Raw genomic sequence first — 22600 nt, 5'->3', positions numbered from 1 at the left:
CTTCCTGTAGGAAGTTATGTGCTGGGGCGTGTAACGTCAACTACATCCGATAGGAAGCTAGGAAGAGAGGAGGCGAAATGAGCACCGGAACCGTGGCCGACATGGTCGATGACCTGCGGGAACAGATCGAATCGGGGGCCCTTCAAGCGGACGAGAAACTTCCGTCGACGCGCGTCCTGATGGAGACCTACGGGCTCTCCGACAACGCCGTTTACCGCGCTGTCGGCCTACTGAAGGCTGAGGGGTTCGTCTACAGCAGCCAGGGCAAAGGCGTGTTCGTGCGCGGCCGCCGTGCGCTGATCGCGGGAGCCCGGAGAGTCAAGGGCATCACGCACCCCGGCGAGCGCATCGAGTGGCGGTACAGCAGGCGCGCGGAAGCGCCGGCCTGGGTCGCTGAGCACATCGGCGCGGGAGAGTGCGTGGAGCGGGCGAGGACCGTACGCCGGGGAGACGTGATCCATGAGGCGTCGCGCTCCTGGGTGCGCCTCGACGTCGTCACCGTCGTCCCGGAGCTGGACGAACCGGCACCCTGCAACCCGACCTGGCAGGCGGTCTACACCGCCCGCTCCGGTAACCCGGTGCAGCCCGTTTCCGTTGTCGCAGACGCTCGTATCGCCACCGATGACGACCTCGAAGCGCTCGGCCTCGACGGCAGCACGTACGCCGTGCTGATCACACGGACCGTGTACGCCACCGGAGACGACGTGATCGGCGTGGGGGAGGCCGTTTACGCCCCCGGGCAGCCCCTCGACCTGGAAGCTTCCTGACCCGTTCTGGAGGACCTGATGGACCGCACAGCCATGCAACACGCAGGCATCGCCGCCGAAGCGGTCAACGGCACCAACCAGCGCATTCGTGCCGCCCTCGCTGGTGCCGATGACGCCGACCTGAAGCGGCTCAAGGACGCGTACGAGGTGGCGTGCAGCCTGAAGCTGCTGGCCCAACGACTGACGCTGACGATGACCCAGCTCTCGGAGATCGTCGGCGAGTGGCACGACGGAGGCCACCTGCACACCGCACCGGCGACCGACGACGAGACCGTGGTCGCTGACGCCAGGGCGGCGCTGAACAGCGCGGGCAAGACAGCCCGCGCCCTGTTCGCCGACCTTGACGACGCGACCAGGAGCCTCGCCTTGATCGGGTGGAAGGAACCGGCCCCGGCTGGGAAGGCCTGACCGGGCCGCCCGGACAGCACAGCGCCCCCGCTCCAGGGAGATCGGAGCGGGGGCGCTGTGCTGTGCGGTCAGACGGGGCGGATCGTCCGGCGGCGGCGGGAGTCGGTGTTGCTGACCTTCCGGGGCGCACGGGCGCGGTCGTCCGGGGTGACGGGCGGGTCGGTGAGAGCAGCGGCGACCATCTCGCGCAGCTCGGGGTGCAGCGTGAAGTAGTACCGGGCGTTGATCCGGTAGAGGCCGGCGGCCGTCTTCACCAGGAGGCGCAGGCCCTCCAGACGGGCGAGGGCGTCGTAGACCGTGGAGACGGAGTTACCGCAGTCCTCGGCGACAGTCTCGGCCTGGACCGTGATGGCGTCGAACAGGCCGCCGTGGTCCTCCACCCATGCGAGCGTGCAGTGCTGGGCGGCGGAGAGGTTCAGCGAGTAGAGCGACGGGGCGGTGAGGTCGCGCTCGGGGTTGAAGAACTCAACGGGCATGGTCGTCATCGCGTCCCTCCTGCGGCGCGGCGGCGGGGAGCCGGGGCGGTCGTGGGGGCGCTCTTGGGCTTGCTGGCAGACCTGGTGAGCGCCTTGTCGTCCGGGGTCACCCGCGGCGGCGCGATGCGTCGGCACGCGCTGACCTGAGTACTCCCGGCACCCTCCCAGTATCGGAGCGGGTTGAGCTGGTAGGCAGCCGCGCGGGGGGAGGGCTTCACCACAAGCCCGAGCTTGACCAGCCGGGCCAGGGCCTTACGGCACGTGGAGTCATTGGCGCCGATGTCCTCGCCCAGCTCCTCGGGCGTGAGCGAGACGTACCCGGCCGCCGCGCCGTGCTCGCGGAGCCATTCGAGCGTCGCCCACTCCGCAGCGGCCAGACCGAGGGAGTACAGCGGGACCTCGCTGCCGATGGCCTGCAACGTGTACCCCTTCCCGTCGAACTGGTGGGGCGTACGCGGCCGCGCTGCCACCGCCTCGCCGGTGTCCAGGTTGACCAGGGCCACGTTCTCGCGGCCCCTCCGTGTGGTCATACTGCCCTCTCCCATCGTCCCGCTAAGGGGCGCTTTTTCGCCCCTTAGCTCCGGTCAACCGCCTGTTCCGTGAGGAAACTAGCAGGTCGGCATCCGGAAAACAGCCTCTTAGGCGCGCGTGTCACACGCATGGATGCCTCCGAGGGGGCCGCCACCGTCCGCGATGGGGGGCGCGCACAGGGTAGCTAAGAGGCTATTTTTCGCCCTGTTACCGGCGGTTTTTCGCCTCTTAGCTGAGCGTTTCCGCAGGTCAGGAGCACGGGCCCCTTCTTCCTTAGAAGGCGCGCCCCGTCCCGTGGGCACCACGACGCACACCTGGCGCCGCTCCTCGGCCACCGCCCGCCCGTCATACCTGCCGCTTTTAGCCCCTACGAGGAAGGGGCCGGCGGTCCGGTGTCCAGCCGGTAAGCGCATGGGGTCGGCGCGTCCTCAGCCCTGGCGGGCTTGCGGGTCCCGACTGATGCCACCGGGCCGCCGCTGGCGGCCGCTGGGCCTCCAGAGCTGGCCACAAGCAGGGATCAGCGTGGTTCTACCGGTGGGTGGCTGAGGTACCTCCGTACCGCCATCGTCGGCGCCCCCGCCGCATCGGTTGCCGTTCTGTGGCTGAGGTCGATCTCCCCGCCGTCTGATCACCCGCACCAGGGAAGGCCAGCCGACGAGGAGGCGCGCGTGCGCACGGTCGCAAGGCGGGGCGTGCGGTAGGTGCCGGGGCGCACTTCGGGGACCAGGCCCCGGCGGGCGGGGGTCCGGAGGAGCCCGCCGGGGGTGTGCGCAAGGGCGTAGCCCGTAGCCCCGGAGCGAAGCGGAGGGGTCGCTAGTAGGAGGCCGCAACGGCGCGCACCCCCCGCCTGGCAGGGTCCGGCCTCCGGAGGCGACGCACTGCCGGACCGGGCCGCGAGGTCCGGTGTCCTACAACGGCGGGTCAACCGGTAAGACGCCCACCGGGCAGAGCAGGGCCATGCGCGCCCCTGGGTGGCCCGTACGTGGACGATCTCCCCTCCGGGCGCCTCTCCGGCCATCAGATGCCCCATGCGCCCCGCAGAGGGCCGCATGGGGACGCAGGGCTAAGAGGCTCTTTTCCGCCGCTTAGCTCCGCCAGACCGCCGGTTATCGAGTGAACGCCCAGCTCGGCATCCGAGAAACAGCCGGTAGGGCAACGCGGGCCTGAACATGGCGAGGGCCCGGCGCCGCACTCGCGCCGGGCCCTACCGCCCATTCACCCGCTCACGGTCTCCCGTGATCGCAGGGGCCCCCGAGGAGGAGCCGCCCCTACGCGGGCCAGTCTCGCACCGGGCACTGACACCGGCCGGGAGCGCCCCGCCGTCACGACTCGTCGGCCCGTTCCGCGAGCTTCCCGGCCCGGTAGGCGAGCCGCTGCCCGAACTGCCGGACGTCCCGCAGGAGCGCGTCCGTCTTCCCGGGGTCCTCCGCCAGGGCGAGGGGCCCGGCCTCCCCGAGCCGGTCGTAGATCCGGCGCAGCGTCTCGCGGTCCTGGTCTATGACCTCCAGCGCCCGCCGCCCCGCCTCGGGGTCGACGGGGGCCTGGTCCTGGTCCTCGTCGCCGACCGGCGCGGCCTCCGTGGGCTGTCCGTACCCGAGGGCCCGGGCGACCTTCCGCACTGTCTGTGCGGTCGCGCGCTTCCCGGTCTCCTCGGCGGTCGCCTGCACCTGGCGGTGAACCTTCGCCGCGCCCTCGGGGCCGGCCTCCTCGTACACGGGCGCCAGGGCCAGGGCGTGCGAGGTCGACGGCGGGGCGGTGTCTGTTTTTCCAGACACGGCGAGCTGGATCGGCGCGGCCTTGATCAGCTCGTACGCGCGCGGCCGGGACATGGACCACCGGGCGGACACGTACGCCTCGAAGGTGTCCGCCCGGACCTTGTACAGGTCCGTGTCCCGGATCTCCCGGAGGACGATGCCTCGCTGCATGTCCAGCCACGACTTCGCGGTGTCGACCAGGGCCCCGACGTTGCCGGTCGCCGTGTCCAGTGCCTCCTCCAGCGCGGCGAGCCGGTCGGCGGGCGTGCCGGTGTAGCGGGTCGGGTCGATGGTCTGCGGGACGCCAGGGAGGCCCGGGAGCGACTGCTGGACCGGCAGGTGCGCGGCCTCCTGGCGGACGGTGCGCTTCTCCTTGGACCGGCGCAGCAGCGCGCCCCGGTCGTCCCCACCGGACCGTGCGGCGGCCGCGCTCACCGGGACACCTCGGCGGCGACGGCGACCAGCTCGGCGGCGAGCTTGTCCATGGGGGAGTCGGGCACCAGGCGCGGCGGCCGGCCGAATGCCTGCCCGTACCCGTCCCGCGCGTCCGACCTCGGCACGCGCGTCCCGAGGACCTGGTAACCGGCCTCCCGCAGCGTCGCCTCCGTCTCGTCGGCGGCGGCCGCGGACGGGTTGACCATCGTCAGGCAGATGACCAGCCGCGGGCAGTGCGCGCCGACCTCCGTCAGGTGCTCCAGCGCGGCCAGGACGGACGCGGCGCGGTCCAGCTCCATGCGCGTCGGGGCGAGGGTGAGGACGACCAGGTCGACGGCGGACAGGACCGCGAAGTGCGTTCCGCCGGCCTTCCGAATCCAGGCCCCGGTGTCGACGGCGAGGACGCCCCCGGCCGGGGTGACCTGCTTCGCGCGCTCCCGGATACCGGAGCGGGCCGGGGCCGGGTAGACCGGCGCCCCGAGGTCGGCGAGGTCGGCCCACTCAACCAGGCTGCCGTTCTCCTCGTCGCCGGGCTCGTCGGCGTCCAGCGCGGCCGCCGGGATGCCGTCCTCCGCCCAGTGGGCCAGGAGGTGACCGATGACCGTGCTCTTGCCGCTGCCGCCCTTGCCGACGAACGCGATACGTACGCCCTCCGGTGGGAGGTCTGTGTCTGGTGACGTCATGCCGGGACCGTAGCGGCCCGGCCCGGCCGCGAGGACAGCCACCCGGTCCCGAACGCCCGACGTGCCCCGATACGCGGCGAATGGCCCAGACATGCGGGAGCGGGCGGGGCGACCGCCGACAGCGGTACTGTGCGGCGGTCCGGCCCGCCTCGCCCCTGGACGTACGGGTATGTCCACGCTCCGCAGCGGGGGCGAGGGGGCTCGGCACTGAACATGACGAAGGGCCCCGCGCCGGTCTCGGCGGCGGGGCCCTCGGTCTGTCCGGTCAGTACTCCACAGGGTGAGGCCGGTTATGCACAGCACGGTCCTTGACGTCCTCGGTCATGCGGTGTCGGCCCGCAGTTCGGCGGCACGGGCACGGGCCTCGGCTGCCTGCTCGGCGGCCTCCGGTCGCCCGTCCTCGACGGCGATCCGGTCCAGCAGCGCGGCCTTGCGCTCCAGCAGTTGCGCGCGCCTGCCCGGGTCCGTGGGCACGTGCATGTCCCCGTACAGGTGGTTGAGGGCGTCGAGGACCTGGACCATCTCCTCCGCCGTGGACAGCGCGGGGAGGTGCCCGGTCACCGGGTGTTCGTCGGCCTCGATCTCGGGGCGGCCCTTCACGTGCTGGTGCACCCATGCGTCGAGGCTCCGCCCGGTTGCGGTCGGCTCCATCGCGGCAGGGTGCAGCCGCACACCCCGGACACCGCCCGGGTGCGACGGCTCGTAGTAGGGCTCCTGCTGGGAGTCCTTCCACTCCTGCACGGCCTCGCGGTACCGCTCCTGCGCGGACTGCCGGGTGATGTCCCCCAGGGCCTCGCCGATGGCCTCCCAGCTTGTGTGCTTGACCCGCTCGTAGACCACGGCCCGGGTCAGCACCTCCTGCGCCTGGTGGACCAGGTCCAGGGCGTCGCTCACCGTCTCGCCGGGCTGGCTCCATGAGTCGTTCACGGTCGGCACTCCGCCGATGGCGCGGTCGGCCAGCTCTTGCAGCTCGTACGCCAGAACCAGGCGGGCCAGGGCGGTCCGGGAGTAGCCGTACCGGTCGGTCGCGGGGTCGGGGATCTGCTCACCATTCGATGCCATGCTGTCAGGCTAGCCCTGACAGAAGACCGATGTCAGGGCTAGCCTGACATGGCATATGCCGATTCTGTGACTCCTGCTCCGCCGTTGCCCCTCAGCCGGTCACAGGCCGATGCCGACGAGGGGGGAGTTCTTCACGCGGTCGACGTCGTCCATGTACCGGGCCAGGACGCGGGAGCCGTCGACCCATCCGCCCGCCCGGGCGATCTCCAGCGGGTCATGTCCGGCGGCCCGGGCAGCGGTGGCGAAGCCGCGGCGGAGGGAGTGGCCGGACCAGTCGCCGGAAAGGCCGGCGGCGACGGCCAGGCGCTCGATGACCTCGGCGGCGGCCTCGGCAGTCATCCGTCCGGCCGGGTCTCCGATCGGGCGGCCGCCCCGGGTCATGGGCGGGGCGATGCGGTCCCACCGGTCGACGCGGACGAACAGCGGGCCCTCGGTGCGCCCGGCGGCCGCGAGGGCGGCGAGGTAGGCGCGCAGCGCCCGCACGGGACAGGTGGCCGGGTCGGTGCCGTACAGGATCGCGTTCGTCGTGTGCTTGCGGACCTTCTTGCGGTACACGGTCACGTCGTAGCCGTGCTCGGTCTCCACGACGGCCGCTAGGTCGAGGGCGACCAGCTCGGAGACGCGGGCCGCCGTGGCGAAGCCGAGGAGCACGAGGGCTGCGTTCCGCTGCCCGGCGAGGGTGGCCCGGTCGGTGGGGGCGAGCATGGCGCGGATCTGCGGGGGGAGAGCCGCGGTCGCCTGCCGCGCCTGTGCGGCCTCCGCCTTGTCCACGGCGAGCCGGTCGCGGTACGCGTTCAGGACGGCCCGGGCGCCGCGCATGTTCGGCTTGGGGTGCCCCTGCTCCTGGTGCCAGGACGTCACGGCGGACATGGCGCGCTCGATGGTCGACGGTCCGGCCGGCCGATTCGTGCGCGGCCGGGGCGTCACGGTCAGGTGCCGCACCCACTCCGCCATCGTCTCGCCGGACGCGGGCACGGTCGTCCGGCCCTCCGTCGCGCACCAGGCGGCGAACAGATCGCGGTCCGCGCCGTACGCCCGGCGGGTGGAGTCGGCGGCGCTCGCCTCGATGGCGGCGATCGTCTCGGGGGACAGGTGCCGGTCCCGGTCGGTGTGGACGGCCGCCTCCGCGCCGTTCGTCTCGTCGTCCACCAGCTCCGCGTCTACGACGTCGGCGGCCGCCAGGACGGCCAACCCTCGGCCCGCTGCTCCCATGTGATGCTCCCTCACGTCTGGCTCTAGAGAAGGAACATTATCAAGAGCCAGACGCGACAGGGGGCGACATTCCGCGACTGGTGACGACATGTGGCGGCGCGTCAGCCGTTGGGCGGGCCCGAACGGGCGAGGGCGGCCGCCTAGAACCCGCCCAACCCGTTCAGGAAGTCCAACGGGTCGACGGGGTTGTCCTGCTGGTCCTGCGCCCGCACCGCCTTGTCGATCACGGTCGTCAGGAGGTCGGCGGCCGCGACGGCTCCGCGCTCCCCGCGTTCCACGGTGCGGGCCAGGCGGACGGCCAACTCCCGGTGCACCACGGCTTGCGGCGCGGTCACGTCCTTCAGCAGCGCCCGGACGGCACCGACGAGAGCGCCGTCCGGCTGCGGTCCGGCCCCCTCGCCCGACTCGGCGACGGCGGCGCTCAGCAGGTCGGCGGCCGTCGCGGCGAGGGACGTCCCCCGCCGGGCGGCCATCTCCCGCAGGCGGTCATGAACGACCGGAGGGACGCGGGTGGTGAGGGGCTGAGACGGCATCGGACGGCCTCCAGGGGCGTTCGCAGGAACGTTGCACGGCGGGCGGCGGGTGTATCGCTGCCCGGCCGTCCTGAGCTGCGCTGATGCGTAGCGATACGGAACGGCCGGGAGCGAGTTGTGTCAGCGTTGGTCAGCGAAAGGGCAGCATTTCGCAGCCCTCGGTCAGGGCTCGTCGGGGTCCAGGACGGGCGGGTCGGCGGCGAACGCCTCCAGGTCCTCCAGCGGCACGGCGAAGTCGTCCAGCTCGGGGGCGGCCGTGAGGGCGTCCAGGTCGAGGGGCAGGGGTGAGAGGTCGTCCAGGACGGCCCGGGGCGTACGGGGACGTCGGGGGCGGGGCTTCCGTACGGGCGGGGGCTCCAGCGGGGGGAGGGCGGCGAGGGCGTCGCGCAGCTCCTCGGGGGCGCTGCCCTCACGGAGGAGGAGACGGGCGCCTGCCTCCGCCATCGCGTGCACGTCCTCCGGGCTGGTGCTCAGGTACCGGGCCATGCGGCGGTACCCGGTCCCGGCGGCGGCGAGCTGGGCGACGACGCGGAGCCGCTCCAGGAACGCGCCCGACCGGACCAGGTGCACCCGGAGGCGCTGCCCGACGTCGACGGGCACGGGCTGATGTGCGGTCACGGTGTCGGCTCCGGGGTGTCGTCTCGGGTGAGGCAGTGGCCGCACACGCGGACCAGGACCTCCAGCCGTTCGGCGCGGGCGGCGGTGAGGCCGGGCCGGGCGAAGTCGTCGCACATGACGCACCAGGGCGACACGAGGAGGTCGCCCATGTGGGCCGCTCCGCACGCCACGCACCAGGCGCCGGCCTCCGGGGCGAGGGCGCTGCAGAACCTCGCGCCGGGGTGCCCGCAGCTCCCCACGGCGCGGGCCTGGTCGGCGACTTCGACGGCTCGGAGGCGCACGGCCAGGCCCAGCAGGACGGGGTGCGCGCGGTCATCGGACACGGCGGCCCGCCTGGTGCTTACGGGCGGCGGCGATGATCTCGGCGGCCGTGGTCCTGGTCGTCAGCCAGTCCTCGGCCGCGACGGCGAACGCCTCGGCCTCGGTCGTGCGGTGCGGGTCGCTGAAGCCTCGCCACCAGGCGGCGGCCGTCACGGTCGCCAGCTTGGCCAGCTCATCCCCGACGTGCGCGAGCTCGTGCGCGATGACGCGTTCGGTGCGCTGAGAGGAGCCGCACACGGCCGGGTCGATGACGACCGACGCCCATACCGTGCCGCCGTCGCCGTGGTGGAACTGGGCATGCCCGCCATGTCCCACGGCCTCGCCCCGGCGGATGCTCAGGGAGTGCAGCGGCCCGGCTGCGGTGAGGTCGGCGGCCAGGCGCACCCACGACCGCGCGGAGGGCAGCATGGAGTCGACGTGCGCCCAGCGCCAGGAGCCGCCTGCGACGAACCGGAGCGCCCCGGCCGGGGCGAGCGGAGGACGGCGCGCGGCCTCGGCGGCGGCCTGCTTGGCACGGGCGGCGCCCACGTTCAGCGGGTGCCGGCGCACCGGGGACGACGGTCCGGGAGCGGCGGCCGCCACGGGGGCCGGGAGTCCGCGGCGGGCTCGGGCGGCGGTGAGGTCCAGCGTGCGGCCGGGCGGGATCACCACGGGTGGCGTCCATGCCGGGTCCAGGCTGGCGACGATGGCGGCCTGCTGCTGGTCGTCGGGGTGTCGGTGCGCGTACGCCTTGGCTCGGGCGAGGAACGCGTCACGGTCAGTGGGCATGGGTCGGTCCTTCCGTGGGTGGGATCGGTGTGGAGCCCGGGCGCGGCCGTTGTTGTGGCGCGGCAGGTGACGCGTCGCCGTGGGCGGCGAGGACGTCGACGGCCGCCGTCCAGTCGGGCGCGTACGGGAAGCCGAGGGCGAAGCGCTCGGAGCTGCGCCGGTCGAGGAGGCCGGCGGCCACGGTCGCGCGCAGCAGAGCCTCCGCCGTGTCGAGGCGGGCGCAGGACGCCCGGGCGAGGGACGTCAGGACGTCGTGCCCGTCCCGGGCCTGGAGGACGCCGTACGGGTCGGCGAGGGCGAGGACCCCGTGAAGGAACACGAGGAACCGGCCGCGCCGCAACAGGGGTGGCATGGCGGCCGACCACTCCGCCTCAAGGCGGCGTCGGAAGACGGCGGGCAGGGGCCCGGCCGTTGCAAGGGGCGGCCGCTCGGGCGGGGCCGCGGGTGCCTCTACGGGCATGGTGCGGAACCTCGTACTCGGTGATCGCTCGGCCCTCAACCAGGCAGCGTGTGAAGCGACACCGGAGCGGCCCAGAACCAGCCTCCGGAGGCGAGGCGGGTGGCGGCCGCCTCGGGGGGTGTGCCCGCGTCAGGACGCGGGAGCGGTGTTCTCGCGGGTGATCGCGGAGCGGTGGACGCGCACGATGCTGCCGTTGATTCCCAGGCGCAGCGTCTTCACGTTCGGGTCGGTGCGTACCCAGCGCTGGACGGTGCGCTGCGACACCTTCAGCACGGCCGCGACCTCGGCGGTGCTCAGCCACTCATCGAGCGGTGCGGGGGTGTCCATCCCGGGGCCTCCTTCACGGTGGCGCCTGCGGGCGCTGGGGAGCGTCTACAGGCGCGTTTGGCGACAGTGGCGGGGCAGTGTGCCATACCGGGCGGGTGTGCGTGTGTGCACGCAAAAGGCCCCCGGCTGCTCCCCTCGTCGGAGGGGGCGGCCGGGGGCCTTGGGTGAGGGCTGCTCGGTCACTCGTATCGGATGCCGGGGCCGTCGATGTCGGGCGGCCGGGGGCGGACGGACAGGCGCACCGTGCCGTCCTCCAGCGGCTCCAACGCCACGGCGTGCCAGGAGCCGTCAGGGCCTCCGGTGGAGTCCGGTTCGAACGCGGTCACCGGGATGGTCAGGGAGCCGCCGTGCGCCATGAGGACGGCGACGAGCATGGAGTGCGAGAGGTCTTCGGGCCGGACCGGGCGGCCGTCGAGCGGGCCGCCGGTCACCGGTCGGCCTCCGCCGCGTGCAGCTGCTCGCCGTGCTCCTGGTCCTCGTCGTCGGCCTCGCCCGGGTGCGGGGTGACGTGCCCGCAGTAGTGGCAGACCTCGGCGTCCGCCCGGTCGAAGGTGGAGCCGGTGCACACGGGGCACTCGCCGCGCTCAAGCACGGGCAGGCCGCCCCGGGCGCAGGACGGGCAGCGGTTCACCAGGCCCCCGGCGGTGATGCTCCAGCCGACCCGGGCGGCGGCGTGCTGGGCGGCGTCGGGCCCGAGCTGGGGAGCGGCGAGGTAGAGGGCGAGGCAGGCGGACGTGTCGCATCCGACTGCGCGGTGTAGGGCCATGAGGCGGGTTCTCCGTTCGTGCGTGGTGGCGGCGGCCGGTCGGCCTGCGGGGCCCTCGGGACGCCCTGCGCGGGCGTGCTGAGGACCGGGCAGGGCGACCGGGCAGTCAGTTGCGGACGTCGTTGCGGTTGCGGGCGAACATGCCGCGCGCGGTGCTGCTGACCTCGGTCTTGTTCGTGACGGTGACGGAGCCCTTGAAGACGTTCGTGGTGTGCGACCTCTTGGCCTTGGCGATGGCCGCGCCGATCGCCGTAGCGAGCACCGCAGCGCCGACGAACGGGGCGAGGACGATCAGCGCGAACGTCTGGAGGCTCGGCAGGCTCACCAGGGACAGGCCCTTGAAGACGAGCCAGGCGGCGCACCCGAGGCCGGTCGCCCCGGCGCCGACCCCGAGGGAGCCGACCGCGATGCCGGCCGCCCAGGAGGGCACGATGCGCGTCTCCGGCTGGACGACGGGCGGGGTGTCGGTCTCGCCGGTCTTCGGCACGGGTGTCTCGTCGCGGAACGACGTGACCGGGGCGGGCTGCTGCTCGGGCTGGTAGGCGCTTTCTACGTCGGCGATGAGCGCGCGGAGGTGGGGCGGGAGCTGCCGGGACTGCTCGGGGCGGGTCGGTTCCATGGGGTGCCTCCTGGGCGGGTACGAGGACGGCCCCCGGCGGGGGATGCCGGGGGCCGTGCGTGGGGCAACAGGAAGGCCCGGAGCCGTGGTGCTCCGGGCCTGGTGCGCGAGGGCGGGCGGTCAGTCGTCGTCCTCGTCGGGGGTGGTGTTGGTCGCGCCGCAGCTCCAGCAGTCGAACTCACCCGGCAACTCGTAGTGGGTGGTGCTCCAGAAGCCGCGGGGCTTCCCCCGGACGGCACAGGTCGTGCCGCATCGCCAGCAGTCGAATTCGAAGTCCATGACGGTCAGCATGGCGGCCTCCGGGGACGTCGGGGGAGGGATCTGCCGGACGTCCCCAGAGGGGCGGTCAGTCGCCCGAGGGAGCAGCGGGCACGGCCCACATGCCGCGCTCGGGCTGCTCCAACTCGCCGTGCGCCTTCATCTCGGACAGGGTCGGCGCGATGTTCCGCACCTGGCGGCCGCCGTCCGCGTTCACCTTCGCCTGGAGGTCGTGCTTGTTCAGCGGGCCATCGGCGAGGGCGTCGAGGATGCGGCTGCGGGTGGACGGTGCGCCCTTGCCCTTGGACGGCGGCGGCATGAGGCCGGCGCCCGGGGCGGTGGGGTCCAGCGTCGGCCCGGCCGGGGACGGCGCGGGCGGGGCGAGGTTGGACCCGGCGAGGTAGGCCGTGGACTCCGGGTCGACCCCGGCGGCCTCCAGGCCCTCCGCCAGGGCATGCGCGGCCGCCACGTCGTGCACGGTGATCGGGCCGCCCCGCGCCGCGTAGACGCCGCCCATGTGCGGGACGGATTCGGCCTCCAGCCGGGCGGGCTCGCCCGGGCCGTACAGGTCCACGATGGCCGGGTCCAGGCCGGGGACGGGGACCGGTGAGCCGACCCGGAAGAACCGCATGAGGGCGGTCGGCCGGGGCGAGCCCAGGAGGTACGCCTGCCCGGCCGTGGAGGTGCCCGGGACCACGGTGCCGGTGCGCTCGAACCGGGAGCGCAGGACGGGCGGACCGGAGCGGCGCGGGATCGGGACCAGGTCCGAGCCCAGCGGCAGGAGGCCGTCCGAGACGAGCGCGGCCATCATGTTGGACGACCAGCGCAACAGGACGACGTCGCCCTCCTTGAGCATGGCGCGCAGGGTGTCCGAGCCGCCCAGCTCCTCGATGTGGCCGGCCTGCGCGGCGATGCTGATGCCGACACCGACCGACCTGCCGAGACGGCCAATTTCCTTGATCAGGAACGCCGCTTCGTCGCGGAACGGGCTGCCCTCCTGGAGAAGCCGGTTCGCCTCGTCGATCCGGATGTTGACCAGCGGGTCAGGGTCGCCGACGACGAAGTACGAGCGCCCGACGCGGGCGTACCGCTCGGTGCGGATCATGACCAGGCACAGCCCCGAGCGGAGCATCATCATCGCTTCGTGCTCGGTGGTCGCCCGCCAGTCGACTTGCCCCCGGGCCTCCGGGACGGACTGTCCGCCCTTGAGGTCCGACAGCCACGAGACGATCCGGGAGCGCTTCTCGGCGGCGAGGACCAGCTGTAGGGCGCGGGACTTGCCCGCGCCCGTGGTGCCGAACATCGCGCCGCGCTGCGCACCGGAGCCGGGCTCGTACAGCCGCATCCGGGCCGCCATGCCGTCATGGTGGCGGCCCACGGTGATGAACCCCTCGGAGTCCATCACCAGGTCCTCGGGGCGGGCGTAGCGCAGGTTCTCCAACGGCGGCTTGCGGTACGCGGTGATCAGGGCCCGGGACAGGCCGTCCGTCTCGACAGCCACGCACGCCGGGTCCTTGCCCCCGAGCGCGGAGACGAGGGCGGCGTGGTTGTACGCGATCAGTTCGCCGGGCCGCCGGGCGACCTCGATCTCCACGAAGTCAGGGGCGCGCATCACTGGTCCTGGTCCTCCTTGTCGATGTGTCCGGCGCGGACCGCGACGACGGTCGTGCCGGGCATGGCGGTCGGGGCGATCTTCTGCGCCCACAGCTCCGCGAAGTCCTCGGGGCCACCGGCCGCGACGGCGCCGACCCGCAGGCGGCGGTACCCGGCGCCACGGCCCTTGACGGGCCCCACGGCGAACAGCTCCTCCTCGATGTCCATGAGGGCGGACAGCCGAGGAACGCTCACGGCCGGGACGGGTTGGCCGGGGACGTCGGCGACGATCCACGCGGCGAACTCCTTGGGCCCGATGGCGGCGATCCGCTCCAGGTGGGTCCCGGGGGCCGGGCCGCCCTCCACGGAGGCGTGTGCGGCCCACCAGGACGCCAGGCGCTCCTCCAGGGCGCCGGTCAGTTGCACGGCCGGGCCGCCCTGGACGGCGACGGCGTCGCCGATGTGCTCGTACACGGCGGCGGCCGCCTCGGTGCCGGCCGCCTCGGTCGCCCACTCGCGGGCCTGCTTGGACGGGCGGAGCCACCAGGTGAGGGCGGTCCACCCGGCGGCCGCCAGGACCTCCCACCAGCGGATGCCCGGGGCGAACTGGAAGGCGATGGCCTCGGCAACGCAGGTGACGGCGGGGGCGGCGTACATGGTGCGCAGCCATCCGGGGGCCGCCTCCCCGGCCGGGGCCATGGACACCAGGTAGCCGCCCCCGGCGACAATCCCGGCAGCGGGCAGGGCGGCGGCAGCGGCTTCGGGGACCACGAGGGAGGCCGCCAGGACGGCGGCCCCTCCCACGGCGCCCACACGCCCGGCGGCGTCTCGGGTGTGTCCGACGACGGCGCGCACTCGGTCCAGCGGGGGCAGCGGCACGGCAGTGTCTCCTTCCTGGGGTCAGCGGTTGCGGTAGAAGTTCCGGTTCGCCATGGGCACCGTCATGGACGTCGCGACGTCGTTGACGGCCCCGTAGTCGCCCTCGTGGGCGGCCTTTGCCTGGTCGAACATCACGGACATCTCGTCCACGGTGTTGGCCATGCGCTGAGCGCGGGCGAGGGAGGCGCGCATGATCTTCGCGGCGTCGCGGTGCTCGCCCACGGTGTCCGCGTCGACGGCCGGGCGGAGGTTGGCCGCGAGGTCCGCGAGGTGGTCAACGCTCTTGGCGCAGTCGCCGATGTACTTGTACGTCTCGCGGACCCGGGCGCCCACGCCCCGCAGGGAGAGGCCGGCGGACGCGAGCTTGGCGACCATGACCGTGAACTGGACGCCGTAGGCGACCGCGTTGACGAAGCCTCCGCCCGAAGAGGTCAGGGCGCCCGTGTTGGTGCTGGCGGAGACGGGGGCGGGGAGGTTTTCCGACATGAGTAGCGGGCTCCTTATCCGTGGTACTCGACTTCGGCCGGGGCGGCGTGCCCGTGGTCGCGGGTGGTGTCGGCGAGGGGCTTGTGCCGGGCGGCGGCGTTCTTGCCCGCCGCGCTGATCGCCTCGGACGCGGCCGGGAGCGCCTTGGCGAGGGCGTCGGCGTCGGCCGCCAGGACGGCGGCTTTCTCCTGGAGGCGGCAGGCGTACCGGTACAGGGCGCCCGGGATCTTGTAGCGGACGATCGTGGCCTTGAGGTCTTCCATGTGGCCGACCAGCGCGCGGGCCGCCTTGGCGTCCTGGGCCGCGGTGTCGACGCGGGCGACGATCTCCTCCGCCGCGTCCTCGTCGGCGTCGAGCAGGTCGTAGATCGTCAGTTCAGCCCCGCCGCTGTCGTAGGAGGGGCCGGTCATGGCGGCGACTCCGTCGGCGATGGCGGAGGGAGTGGCGGGCAGCTCGGTCACGGGCGTTGTCTCCTTGCTCGCGGTGGCGGCCGCGGTGCGGGCCGCCGGGATCGGTAGGCCGGGCTCGGGCCCGACCAGCTCGGCGACGTCGACCAGGACCCATCCGCCGTCCACGCCGCGCAGCGGCTCCCACGCCTGTCCGGGCGGGGCGTCCGGCGGCGGGGTGTCGCCGTCTGCGACGACCAGCTCGGGGAGTTCGACGGTCGCGGCCTCGTCGCCGTCCTCCCGCTCCATGACCACGACGTACGGGTCAGTCACGGCCGGGGGCGGTGCGAGGGGGCCGTGCCCGGCCCACGGGCCGCCGCCCGGGCCAGGTCCCCAGGGCGAGGCTCCGGGACCGCCGGGGGGCCCACCGGACCCTGAGCCGGGGCCGGGCGGCGTGGGGCCGCTGCTGGGCGCTGCCGGGCCTGCGGTGGGGCCGGTGGCCCCGGCGGCCGCAGCTGCGGCGGCGGCCCGCTGTCGGCGCTCCCAGCGCGCTTCGGCCCGGGCCGTGATCCGGTCCCACTGGGTGCGGGACCAGCGGCGGGTGTGCCGGGCCACGCGACGGCCGTTCCTGTGGAGGTAGCGGCCTGTCCTCCGGGCGGCCGGGGGAGTGACCCGGGCGACGTAGCGACCGCCGCGGCGAAGCAGGCGGCCGGTCCGGCGAGCGGCGCGGACGGTGGTCCGGCGGGCGAGGGCGCGGGCCCTGGCTCCCCTGGTGGCCGGTGTGGTCGGGGTCCTGGTCGCCGGGCTCTTGGAGCCGCCGCCCTTCCCCTTCCCGCCCTTGCCTTTGCCCTTGCCGCCCTTCCCCTTGGGGCTGGTCGACGCGGGCGAGGTGCCGCCCTTGGACCCCTTCGAGCCCTTGCGCTTGCCCTTGCGGGTCGACGTCCCCGAGCCGCCCGGCGACGATCCGTCGCCGCTGCCCTTCGGCTTGCGGCGCTTGATCCCCTTGGGTCCGCGCAGGGCCTTCCCGCTGCCGTCGCTGCTGCCCCCGGACCCTCCGGAGTCGCCTCCGCCCTTGCGCTTCCGGCGGCTGGTCGGCGTCGACCCGGAGCCGCTGCCCGAGCCGGGCGACGTTCCCGAGCCGGACCCGTTCCTGCGCTTGCTGCCCGGGCCGGTGCCGCCCTTCCCGCTGTGCGTCGCGGCGGGCGGCCTCGAGTTGCCCCCGCCGGGGCGAGTGGAGCCGCCCGCGCCGCGCGAGCCGGACCCGGAGCGGAACGTCGCCGGGGCGCGGCCTCCAGCGCTCCCGCCTCCCGACCGGCCGCCGCTACCGGAGCCGGTGCCGGCGCCGGCGCGTCCTCCGCTACGCGTCGCGCGGCCGAACTCGGGACCGGAGGGAACGCGGCCGCCGCCCTTCCCGGCTGCCTTCGCGGCTGCCTTCGCGGCCTCCTCGCGCACCGTGCGGTGATGCTCCGCCCGGGCCCGGCACCAGGAGGCGAGCGCCACGGTGCCGCGCAGGCACGCAACGGTGATCGCGGAGGCCACCATCACCCCGAGCGTGGCGGCCTCGCGGGCGGTCATCTCGCCGTCCTGGTGGACGGTCACCGCCTGGTCGTCGTCGCCCTGGTCCTCGTCGTCGGTGGCGAGGGCGGGCAGCGTCAGGGCGAGGGGCGGGGCGAGCTGGGCGCCCGCGAGGGCCGGGAACGCGGTCAGCAGATCGGATTCCGGTTCCGGGTCGTCGGGCGGTGCCGGTGGCGGGGTCGGCGGGGCGCTGGTCGTGGTGCCGCCGCCGATGGGGGGCCGTAGTCCTCCGAGGGCCGGGAACGGGATCACCCGGCCGTCCTCGTCGTCGCTGGACATGATCGTTAGCCCTCCTTCCGGTGGGTCAAGGGGGTTGACAGAGAGTGAGCGACCCGGCGACCCTCGCGCGCGCACGTCGTGCGCGCGCCTTGGGGCCCGGCGAACCCGGGGAGCCGGGCTGAAGAAGAAGAAAAAGAACTCACCGTGCGTCACTCGCCGGGAGGGCTCGCTGTGTGTCGACGGACCAGCGGTGCAGGGTCTCCGCGAGCTCGCGCCAGATCGGGTGATTGGGGTCCCGCCCCGCCACCTTCGCGGCGGTGGAGCGGGCCAGGTCGTACATGACGGCCGCGAGCTGCTTCTCGTCGCTCGCGGCCGCCTGCCGGGCGTTCCAGAACTCCGCTTGATTCCGCTTCGTCTGGTCGACCGGGCGAGGTGGAGCCGTGGTCACCGGGCCTCCTTGAAGAGGTCGCCCCACGGCGTCACCGGCCGGGCCGGGGCGGTCTGCTCGTCGTCGTGGTCGCCGGGCTGCGCCGGGAGCATGGCCCGGCGGGCGGCGGCCGCCGCGACGTCGTTGGTGACGGCCCCGGCCGGGAGCGGGCGGCCGGCCTTTTGCAGCTCCTTCGCGGCCGCCTTCGCCGCGCGCTTCTCGGGCAGCTCCACGCACACCCGGCGGTAGTCGCCCTCCAGGGCCTTCCCGGCGGCGACGACGGCCCGGGCGTGCTTGGCCATGTCCCGCAGCGCGCCGGACACCTGCCAGGCGTGCCAGCGGGCGGTGATCGCGTTGTCTCCGTCGATGGGGTCGGCCACCAGGTCCGCGCGGACCTCGCGGGCCAGGGTCTCGAAGTCGTCCGCGTACCGGCGGAACAGCTCGCGGACCTGGGCGGAGTACGTCTTGACGCCCTGCTCGGTCAGCAGGGTGTCGCTGGTCCAGCGGTCAGCGCTCACGGGGCGCTCCTCTCGGGGTGTGGTGCGGGGTGGTCGGCGGGCGGGGCTGGCGGTCCCGCTGCCGCGCCCGGCCCTTTGGGGGCGGGTCGGGAACGGCGGAGGCATCGCCAGACGCGGTGAGGGGCGGCCCGGTGTGGGGCCGCCCCTCGGGTGGTGCGGGTCGGGTCGGGTCGGTCGTGGCGCGACGCGCGCGCCGTCACCGGCCCTGCGGGTTGTAGCCCTCCGCGAGGATCTGCGCGGCCGCCGTCCGGTACTCGGAGGCGGTGGTCTGCGAGACGGTGAAGGCGGCCATGACCGACTCCAGCGGGAGGTGTTCGGGGTGCCCGCCGCCCTCGGTGAGGATCATCCGGGCCACCTTGCGGATCTTGCGGTCACGCGGGGTCAGGCTCAGTTCGTCCTCGGCTTCGACGGCCGCGCGCTCGGCTTCGGCCGCCCGGCGTCGTGCTTCGGCTGCGCCCTGCTCGGCTTCGGCCGCGAGCTTCTCGGCTTCGGCACGGTCCTGGCGGGCGCGCTCCGTGGCGGTCCGGGCGGCCTCCTCGCGGGCCTCGTCTTCGGCCGCGCGGCGGCGTGCTTCGGACGCGTCCCGCTCGACTTCGGCGGCGGCCTGGTCCGCTTCGGCTGCACGCTGCCGGGCTTCGGCGGCGCGCTGCTCGGCGGCCGCGCGGCGGGCCTCGGCTTCGGCGACGGATGCCGATTCGACGGCCGCTGTCTCGGCGGTCGCGGACCGCTCGGCGGCGGCGACCTCGGCGGCCGCCAGGACCTCCGTGCGGCTGGTCGACGCGTCGACCTCGGTACGGGCGGCCTGGACGGCTCCAGCGCGCCGGATAGCGGCGATCTCGGCCTCGGTGGCCCGGTCGGCTTCCCGCTCCTTCGCGGCGACCCGTGCGGCCTCCTCGGCGTCCCGGAGGGCCTGTGCGCGCTCTGTGGCCTCCTGGGGGAGCGCCAGGGCCTCCGCGACGGTCAGGCCGTAGCGGGCCATCGTGAGGGGCAGGCGGGCATCTGAGGGGGCCTTACGGACGCTGCCGTACTCGCGCTCCAGCATCACGCGGTAGACGCGCAGCTCCTTGTCCAGCTCCACGGCCTCCGTATAGGTGGCGAGCGCCCACAGCTTCATGCGGCGCCACAGGGCGAAGGTGGGGGCGGGGGCGAGGAACCAGCGGTGTACGGGGACGCCCGGGCCGTCCTGGGCGTCGGGGCGGACCACCCGGTCAATGGCGGTCTTGCCGACCTCCACGATCGCGATGAACAGCACCGGCACGATGCCGTGGGCGAACGCGGCGACGTAGTCCAGGGCGGTCCATGCGCCGGCCGCCGGGGCGGCGCTCGCGGCGTTGAGGACGATCGTCGCCCCGGTCAGCAGCCACACGGGGAAGCGCACCCACCCGATGGGGCGGCGTAGCCACGCCATCAGCAGGTCGAGGGCGATCAGGACCAGGATGCCGACGTCGACACCGACCGTGAACAGCCGGGCCTTGCCCAGCGTCGCGAACTTGAGCCGGTCGTGGGCGAACACGGCGACGTGCTCGAACGAGAGGTAGAGGCCGATCCCGGCGAGCGCCAGGGCGGCCGCGACGATCGCCGCGGCGGTGTAGGTCTGCGCCCGGGTGAGGTCGCCCGGGAGGCTCCAGCGGCGGCCCGTCCCCGGAGTCGTCGCGGCCGTCTCCGAAGCGTGGGCGGTCGTACCCGAAGCGGCGGTCGCCGTGTCCGAAGTCGGCGGCGGTGCCTCCGAAGCGGGGGACGGCGCGACCGGAGCGGGCCCGGTCTGGCGGTTGGTCAGGGGCAGGGTGGCGAGGGTCATCAGGTCCTCCGGGTGATGGTCGGGCGAAGTGTGTCCGAAGCGGCGGCCGCCGTTCCCGAAGCGAGGGAGCGACGACCGCCGTGGCGCCCGAAGGTCGGTCAGTTGCGGTCCCGGCTCCTGGTGGTGAGGAACAGGGCGAGGGTGGCGAGGGCAGCGCCGTACGCGGACAGGCAGGTGAGCAGCGAGGGCAGCGACGGCTGGATGAGCGCGACGACCAGCCACGCCGTTCCGTGTACGGCCAGGACCAGGACGGCGGCCGCCTGGCGGACGGCCAGGCGGCGCGGGGGCCGGTGGCCGGGGTCAGGCACGGTCGGCCGCCTCCGGGGAGGGCAGGTGCCAGACCGGTCCCATCAGGACCCGGAGCAGGCGGAGCCCGTCGCGGAAGTCGTCCAGGCGGGCGAGGAACGCGTCGAGGCCGGCGGCGTCCAGCTCGGTGTCGAATCCCTCCGACCAGACGGCGACCACCGGGGGGTGCCCCGGGGGGACGTCGGCAGAGGAGGGGATCTCCACGGTGATGCCGCCCTCGGTCGCGGCCGCCGTGGCGGGCAGCAGGGCCCGGCAGGTCGGGGCGTAGACGATGGGGCGCGGAGCGTGGAGCCGGGCGTGCCCGGTGGTGTGGACGGTCACGGCGTCGGCCCTCCCGTCAGGTCGCGGGCGAGCTGGACGAAACCGAGCTGCACCGTGGCGGCCTCCGCCCCGGCGGCGGCGTGCTGCGCGGCCGCGAGGTGGGAGCGGGTGAAGTCGACCAGGCGCTCATGGGCCAGGTCCTCCGCCCAGTCGTGCCGGGCCTCGGGCTCGGGGGTCGCGGCGCTCATCGCTTGCCCGACCTGACGCGGCGCAGGGCCTCGTCCATGTCCGGGTCGGAGTCGGTGGGGACGGCCGGGAAGGTGTTGGTACGGTCGGGCACTGCGTGCTCCTTCTCTTGTCTGGTGACTGGTGCGGAGCGCGACGACACGGCCCCCGAACTACGGCGCTGCAATCGCCTCGGGGGCCGTCGTCGTGCTCAGCGGGGGCCGGGCAGTCGGGGGGTGTCTGTTTTTCCAGACACGGCCCGGTGTGCCGGGCACTGGCACGGGGGCCAGGGGGCGGCGAGCAGCTCGGCGAGCGGGTCGGCCGGCGCCTCGTGCGGGGCGGCGAGGGCCGCGGTCTCGATGTAGGTGCGGCCGTTGTCGCGGCTGACGCGGATCGTGATGACGGATGCGCCCTCGGGGGCGCGGCGGCCGCCCCTCACTGCCGGGTCCCGAGAGCGGCCGCAAGGAACGCGACCCGTTCGGCCGGAGTGAGGTTCGGGGCGATCAGCAGCATGCGGCGGGTGCCGTGCTGGGTGACACGGGCCGGGCAGTGCTCCGGGAGCGTCCGGTCGACGCGGACCAGCGTCCGGGAGCGGTGCGCGAGCCGGGTGAACCGGAGCAGGTGCGCCTGGTCCCGGAAGTCGACGCCGTCGAGGGCGACGGCGGCCGCGCTCACCGAACGGCCCCTTCCAGGTTCTCGGTGGTGGCGATCTGCATGTTCTCCGAGACGAACCGGACGTGATCCTCCGGGCGGCACTCCGTGCGGTCGCAGGTGACGGCCTCACGGATCACGTCAGCCATGAGCTGTACCGGTTCGCGTGCTTCGGCCATGAGCTGGTCCCTTCGGGTTGACGACGGCCCCCGGCGGGAGTGCCGGGGGCCGGTGGGGCGGTGTGGTCGGTCAGGCCGCGAGGGCGGCCGTGGCGGGCTCGTCGGCGGTCGGGAAGGCGACCAGCTCGGCGGCGGCCTCGGTGACGCGGAGGGACGGGGCGCAGCGCTTCATGGGGACCGGCCCGAGCCCGAGCCGGGCGTAGGTGGCGCGGACCTCGTCCAGGTCGACCGTCGTGCGGGACGACGGGGCGCGCTCCACGGTGAACCGGCCGTAGATCCCGGCGGGCAGGCGGTCCAGCAGCTTGCGGGACTTGCGCTTGCCTCGGTCGGCGGCGCGGGCCTCGTCGCACGCGTCGGTGTAGGCGGCGGCCGCCGTCTCGATCTCCTCGGCGGTCGGCATCTCGTCGGGGGTGAAGACGTCGGCCGGGTCCGGCACGGTCTCCTCGGCGCGGTCACGGACCAGGGAGGCCGGGGCGATGGTGGAGCGGACGGCGTCGGCGGCGGTGCGGAGGGCGCGACGCGCGTGCGAGCGGAGCGTACGGATCATGTGGTGCCTCCTGGTGTCTGGTGCGGTGGTGCGCGGCCTCCGGGGCGCTGCAATCGCCCTGGTGGCCGGGGTGCCGAGTGGGCGACGCCCGGCACAACACGCGACGCGCGATGTGCTGGACGTCGACGACTCGGTGTCGTCGGGGTGCGATCTCTGCCCTTGTCTCACCCGACGCGAAAGGCCGGCCCCGGTGGTGCAGGGGCGGGCAGGGCTCCGGGCCCCTGAAGTGCGGGGGCCGGGAGGGAAGGTGTGGGGCTGATCACGTCGGGCAGGGCCTACGGCTTGTCGCAGGTGCCTGTTCCGGGGGCCCGGTGGAGCGGTCGCCGATGGTGCTGGTCTCCGCTGCGGGGTGCCCCGGTGTCTGGTCTCTGTGGAGTTGAGAAGGAACTTCCGCGCTTCCTTCGAGGCCGCTCTCGCTGTCTCTCCGGGCGTGACGCCCACTTCCTGTAGGAAGTGGCTTCCTGTAGGAAGTTATGTGCTGGGGCGTGTAACGTCAACTACATCCGATAGGAAGCTAGGAAGAGAGGAGGCGAAATGAGCACCGGAACCGTG

General features: G+C 74.0%; 32 protein-coding genes. 2 read left to right on the top strand and 30 right to left on the bottom strand.

Annotation, left to right across the window (positions count from 1 at the left end; genetic code table 11):
* Window positions 1-101: 101 nt before the first annotated feature.
* Together ABZT02_RS45020 and ABZT02_RS45015 are read left to right on the top strand one after the other, a co-directional pair.
* Window positions 102-767, top strand: a complete 666-nt coding sequence (locus ABZT02_RS45020) for a GntR family transcriptional regulator (RefSeq protein ID WP_356029061.1) — start codon at window positions 102-104, stop codon at window positions 765-767.
* An 18-nt stretch (window positions 768-785) separates the two neighbouring features.
* Window positions 786-1175: a hypothetical protein gene (locus tag ABZT02_RS45015; protein WP_356029059.1), complete on the top strand. Its 390-nt coding sequence runs from the start codon at window positions 786-788 to the stop codon at window positions 1173-1175.
* 68 nt (window positions 1176-1243) lie between these two features.
* Here the strand turns inward: ABZT02_RS45015 and ABZT02_RS45010 are convergent, their stop codons facing one another.
* From ABZT02_RS45010 to ABZT02_RS44865, 30 genes are all read right to left on the bottom strand, one after another.
* Window positions 1244-1660 carry a MarR family transcriptional regulator gene (locus tag ABZT02_RS45010; RefSeq protein WP_356029057.1) on the bottom strand — a complete coding sequence of 139 codons (417 nt, stop codon included), beginning with the start codon at window positions 1658-1660 and terminating at the stop codon, window positions 1244-1246.
* Window positions 1657-2181 (bottom strand): helix-turn-helix domain-containing protein, encoded by a 525-nt coding sequence (locus ABZT02_RS45005; RefSeq protein WP_356029055.1) that lies wholly within the window; start codon window positions 2179-2181, stop codon window positions 1657-1659. The genes ABZT02_RS45010 and ABZT02_RS45005 overlap by 4 nt, the downstream gene beginning before the upstream one ends.
* 1323 nt (window positions 2182-3504) lie before the next feature.
* Window positions 3505-4371: a hypothetical protein gene (locus tag ABZT02_RS45000; RefSeq protein WP_356029053.1), complete on the bottom strand. Its 867-nt coding sequence runs from the start codon at window positions 4369-4371 to the stop codon at window positions 3505-3507.
* Complete coding sequence (locus tag ABZT02_RS44995) at window positions 4368-5054, bottom strand: hypothetical protein (RefSeq protein WP_356029051.1); 687 nt, start codon at window positions 5052-5054, stop codon at window positions 4368-4370. Before ABZT02_RS44995 ends, ABZT02_RS45000 begins: the two co-directional genes overlap by 4 nt.
* 321 nt (window positions 5055-5375) lie before the next feature.
* Entirely contained in the window at window positions 5376-6116 is a 741-nt protein-coding gene (locus tag ABZT02_RS44990) for a hypothetical protein (RefSeq protein WP_356029049.1), read from the bottom strand.
* 99 nt (window positions 6117-6215) lie between these two features.
* Window positions 6216-7328 carry a tyrosine-type recombinase/integrase gene (locus ABZT02_RS44985; protein WP_356029047.1) on the bottom strand — a complete coding sequence of 371 codons (1113 nt, stop codon included), beginning with the start codon at window positions 7326-7328 and terminating at the stop codon, window positions 6216-6218.
* Window positions 7329-7468: 140 nt separating this feature from the next.
* The gene (locus ABZT02_RS44980; RefSeq protein ID WP_356029045.1) at window positions 7469-7861 is read right to left on the bottom strand and encodes a hypothetical protein; all 393 of its coding nucleotides are present in this window, start codon (window positions 7859-7861) and stop codon (window positions 7469-7471) included.
* A 162-nt stretch (window positions 7862-8023) separates the two neighbouring features.
* A complete protein-coding gene (locus ABZT02_RS44975) occupies window positions 8024-8479 on the bottom strand; it encodes a hypothetical protein (RefSeq protein WP_356029043.1) in 456 nt (151 codons plus the stop codon).
* Window positions 8476-8802, bottom strand: a complete 327-nt coding sequence (locus ABZT02_RS44970; protein WP_356029041.1) for a hypothetical protein — start codon at window positions 8800-8802, stop codon at window positions 8476-8478. The genes ABZT02_RS44975 and ABZT02_RS44970 overlap by 4 nt, the downstream gene beginning before the upstream one ends.
* Window positions 8792-9568 (bottom strand): hypothetical protein, encoded by a 777-nt coding sequence (locus ABZT02_RS44965; protein WP_356029039.1) that lies wholly within the window; start codon window positions 9566-9568, stop codon window positions 8792-8794. Before ABZT02_RS44965 ends, ABZT02_RS44970 begins: the two co-directional genes overlap by 11 nt.
* A complete protein-coding gene (locus ABZT02_RS44960) occupies window positions 9558-10028 on the bottom strand; it encodes a hypothetical protein (protein WP_356029037.1) in 471 nt (156 codons plus the stop codon). Before ABZT02_RS44960 ends, ABZT02_RS44965 begins: the two co-directional genes overlap by 11 nt.
* Window positions 10029-10157: 129 nt before the next feature.
* Window positions 10158-10355: a helix-turn-helix domain-containing protein gene (locus tag ABZT02_RS44955; RefSeq protein ID WP_356029035.1), complete on the bottom strand. Its 198-nt coding sequence runs from the start codon at window positions 10353-10355 to the stop codon at window positions 10158-10160.
* Window positions 10356-10534: 179 nt separating this feature from the next.
* On the bottom strand, window positions 10535-10786 hold the full coding sequence (locus ABZT02_RS44950) for a pRL2-19 (RefSeq protein ID WP_356029033.1): 252 nt from the start codon (window positions 10784-10786) through the stop codon (window positions 10535-10537).
* Complete coding sequence (locus ABZT02_RS44945; RefSeq protein ID WP_356029032.1) at window positions 10783-11121, bottom strand: hypothetical protein; 339 nt, start codon at window positions 11119-11121, stop codon at window positions 10783-10785. Before ABZT02_RS44945 ends, ABZT02_RS44950 begins: the two co-directional genes overlap by 4 nt.
* A 106-nt stretch (window positions 11122-11227) precedes the next feature.
* Window positions 11228-11740, bottom strand: coding sequence for a hypothetical protein (locus ABZT02_RS44940; RefSeq protein WP_356029030.1), 513 nt, complete (start codon window positions 11738-11740; stop codon window positions 11228-11230).
* A gap of 120 nt (window positions 11741-11860) precedes the next feature.
* Window positions 11861-12019 carry a hypothetical protein gene (locus ABZT02_RS44935; protein WP_356029028.1) on the bottom strand — a complete coding sequence of 53 codons (159 nt, stop codon included), beginning with the start codon at window positions 12017-12019 and terminating at the stop codon, window positions 11861-11863.
* 67 nt (window positions 12020-12086) lie between these two features.
* Window positions 12087-13610: a transfer protein gene (locus ABZT02_RS44930; RefSeq protein ID WP_356029026.1), complete on the bottom strand. Its 1524-nt coding sequence runs from the start codon at window positions 13608-13610 to the stop codon at window positions 12087-12089.
* Window positions 13610-14470: a hypothetical protein gene (locus tag ABZT02_RS44925; protein WP_356029024.1), complete on the bottom strand. Its 861-nt coding sequence runs from the start codon at window positions 14468-14470 to the stop codon at window positions 13610-13612. Before ABZT02_RS44925 ends, ABZT02_RS44930 begins: the two co-directional genes overlap by 1 nt.
* 21 nt (window positions 14471-14491) lie before the next feature.
* On the bottom strand, window positions 14492-14956 hold the full coding sequence (locus tag ABZT02_RS44920) for a hypothetical protein (RefSeq protein ID WP_356029022.1): 465 nt from the start codon (window positions 14954-14956) through the stop codon (window positions 14492-14494).
* A 14-nt stretch (window positions 14957-14970) separates the two neighbouring features.
* Window positions 14971-17196, bottom strand: coding sequence for a hypothetical protein (locus ABZT02_RS44915; protein WP_356029020.1), 2226 nt, complete (start codon window positions 17194-17196; stop codon window positions 14971-14973).
* Window positions 17197-17335: 139 nt separating this feature from the next.
* Window positions 17336-17584: a hypothetical protein gene (locus ABZT02_RS44910; protein ID WP_356029018.1), complete on the bottom strand. Its 249-nt coding sequence runs from the start codon at window positions 17582-17584 to the stop codon at window positions 17336-17338.
* Window positions 17581-18081 carry a hypothetical protein gene (locus tag ABZT02_RS44905; RefSeq protein ID WP_356029016.1) on the bottom strand — a complete coding sequence of 167 codons (501 nt, stop codon included), beginning with the start codon at window positions 18079-18081 and terminating at the stop codon, window positions 17581-17583. The genes ABZT02_RS44910 and ABZT02_RS44905 overlap by 4 nt, the downstream gene beginning before the upstream one ends.
* A 196-nt stretch (window positions 18082-18277) precedes the next feature.
* Window positions 18278-19879 (bottom strand): DUF2637 domain-containing protein, encoded by a 1602-nt coding sequence (locus tag ABZT02_RS44900; protein ID WP_356029014.1) that lies wholly within the window; start codon window positions 19877-19879, stop codon window positions 18278-18280.
* Between the two features lie 98 nt (window positions 19880-19977).
* Window positions 19978-20187 carry a hypothetical protein gene (locus ABZT02_RS44895; protein ID WP_356029012.1) on the bottom strand — a complete coding sequence of 70 codons (210 nt, stop codon included), beginning with the start codon at window positions 20185-20187 and terminating at the stop codon, window positions 19978-19980.
* Complete coding sequence (locus ABZT02_RS44890) at window positions 20180-20506, bottom strand: hypothetical protein (protein ID WP_356029010.1); 327 nt, start codon at window positions 20504-20506, stop codon at window positions 20180-20182. Before ABZT02_RS44890 ends, ABZT02_RS44895 begins: the two co-directional genes overlap by 8 nt.
* Window positions 20503-20694 (bottom strand): hypothetical protein, encoded by a 192-nt coding sequence (locus ABZT02_RS44885; protein WP_356029009.1) that lies wholly within the window; start codon window positions 20692-20694, stop codon window positions 20503-20505. The genes ABZT02_RS44890 and ABZT02_RS44885 overlap by 4 nt, the downstream gene beginning before the upstream one ends.
* A 188-nt stretch (window positions 20695-20882) precedes the next feature.
* Window positions 20883-21110, bottom strand: a complete 228-nt coding sequence (locus ABZT02_RS44880) for a hypothetical protein (protein WP_356029007.1) — start codon at window positions 21108-21110, stop codon at window positions 20883-20885.
* Window positions 21107-21346, bottom strand: a complete 240-nt coding sequence (locus tag ABZT02_RS44875) for a hypothetical protein (RefSeq protein ID WP_356029005.1) — start codon at window positions 21344-21346, stop codon at window positions 21107-21109. Before ABZT02_RS44875 ends, ABZT02_RS44880 begins: the two co-directional genes overlap by 4 nt.
* Window positions 21343-21501: a hypothetical protein gene (locus ABZT02_RS44870; protein WP_356029003.1), complete on the bottom strand. Its 159-nt coding sequence runs from the start codon at window positions 21499-21501 to the stop codon at window positions 21343-21345. The genes ABZT02_RS44875 and ABZT02_RS44870 overlap by 4 nt, the downstream gene beginning before the upstream one ends.
* A 70-nt stretch (window positions 21502-21571) precedes the next feature.
* Window positions 21572-22048, bottom strand: coding sequence for a hypothetical protein (locus ABZT02_RS44865; RefSeq protein WP_356029001.1), 477 nt, complete (start codon window positions 22046-22048; stop codon window positions 21572-21574).
* Window positions 22049-22600 lie beyond the last annotated feature (552 nt).

The organism is Streptomyces sp. NPDC005402 (assembly GCF_040606575.1).
Classification (GTDB): Bacteria; Actinomycetota; Actinomycetes; order Streptomycetales; family Streptomycetaceae; genus Streptomyces.
The sequence above is the reverse complement of the archived record's forward strand: the minus strand, read 5'-3'. Positions and strand labels throughout refer to the sequence as shown.